The sequence below is a fragment of the Leisingera sp. ANG49 genome (genome assembly GCF_059694505.1).
On the sequence record NZ_JCATZN010000036.1, the window covers coordinates 1 to 1,653 of the forward strand.

At 51.6% G+C, this 1,653-nt stretch carries 2 protein-coding genes; both read right to left on the reverse strand.

Annotation, left to right across the window (positions count from 1 at the left end; all coding sequences use genetic code 11):
- Positions 1–40 precede the first annotated feature (40 nt).
- Positions 41–553, reverse strand: coding sequence for a hypothetical protein (locus AC58NV_RS23545; protein ID WP_497229308.1), 513 nt, complete (start codon positions 551–553; stop codon positions 41–43).
- 580 nt (positions 554–1,133) lie between these two features.
- On the reverse strand, positions 1,134–1,653 hold a 520-nt coding region (locus tag AC58NV_RS23550), incomplete at its 5' end, for an IS5 family transposase (RefSeq protein WP_497229309.1).

The following is a 1,653-nucleotide window of genomic DNA, read 5'->3' on the forward strand; positions in this document are numbered from 1 at the left end:
CTGCTGGCCGAGACATACCTTAGTGACTTTTTTACATACATCACTGTTCCATTCCTACGGCAACGACTTCCACCAACTCAGGCCAGAAACTACAGATATATGCAGATAACCATCGCCAATTTTTGGTGGTAAATGTATAGTAGGAGAAAGGAGATCCAGGGATCGAGTCGAGGCGATACTCCTCTTGATTTGCAAACGGCCCAAACACATGTTCATACATAATGCTACCACCAATTTTGGTAACTGAGACTGGCCATGCTGCGGAACCTGACGACTTGAGTGCTAGTGCAGGGGTTTGGGGCGCTCCACGGGAGAGATTCCTAAAATCCCTGATTGATTTCTTTTCGACAGAACCCTTTGAGTGGCGTAGCAGCGCGATTTTAGCTCCAAAGTAGTTTGCGCCACATTTTCCGCAAGTTCCGGTCAATAAGGAATAATCGAACCACTCCGGGAATCGATCCGGATCGAATTCAGGATAAAATCCTTCGCGAGCTAAGGCGCGCTCGAAGAACAAAATTTCCCCTTCATCCGTCCACAATTCTTCACCCGGCATGTTTTGAATAGCCCCCTCGGAGCACTGAAATGCAAGGAGAGATTTACAGGTTGGACATTTGTATCTGTATTCAATGGGGCCAATTGGCGAGATGCGTATTTTGAGCACTGTGCACCTTAGTAAGTTCCGTATTCAAACTAGTTGGGGATGCTTGAGGGCGAGGCGCGCAGTATTTCGTCATTTTCCACCAACCTCTCTTCATGAATTTTTTAGCTTTTTGCCAGAACTCTCAAGCGCCACCGCCTTAGACCTTCTTCACCATGGAGTACCGCTTCTGATACCTATTAATTAGGATATTATAAGAATGATGTTGTACTGGGCCTGAGCCGTCTGTTAAACTTATTTCCTTTAGGGGCAGGACTTCGGTAACGGGGGGGCGCCCCAGTTAAGCGGTTTTAGGCAGGCAAATTTGTCCGCCAAAGCGATTTCGCCGGTTCTTTTCTAGCCCTTCCTGCTTTCTGCTGCGGCTTTCGGTTGACGTCTTTCGGGTACATGCTTCGGTCCGTGGTCAGCGCGCTGGCTGCCAATATGATGCTGGTTCGATGCAATTCCGATTTGCCCATCTCATTAGGGTCAGGATTCATAACCAGTAGATGACGGTTGCTGCGAGGGCGATGGCTGAAAGGAAGACTTTCGGACAGCTGTCATAGCGTGTTGCGACGCGCCTCCAGTCCTTGAGACTGCCGAACATGATCTCGATACGATTGCGTCTTTTGTAGCGGCGTTTGTCGTATTTCACAGGCTTCTTGCGCTGCTTTCGGCCGGGGATGCAGGCGCGCACCCCTTTGTCGTTTAACGCTTCTCTGAACCAGTCGGCGTCATAGCCACGATCCCCAAGCAGCCAACCGACTTTTGGCAAGGTGCTGGGCAGCGCCCGTGCGCGGACATAATCGCTCACCTGCCCGGCGGTGACGAACAGGTTGGGCGGCCACCCTTGGCTGCCGCAGATGGCGTGCAGTTTGGTATTCATGCCGCCCTTGGTTCGACCGATCAGGCGGCCGCACCCCCCCTTTTTCGCGGCCATGCTGGTCGCGGTACGGTGTGCATTCAGATAAGTCGCGTCGATCATTACGGTCTTATTCTCGCCGTGTTCGGCGGCT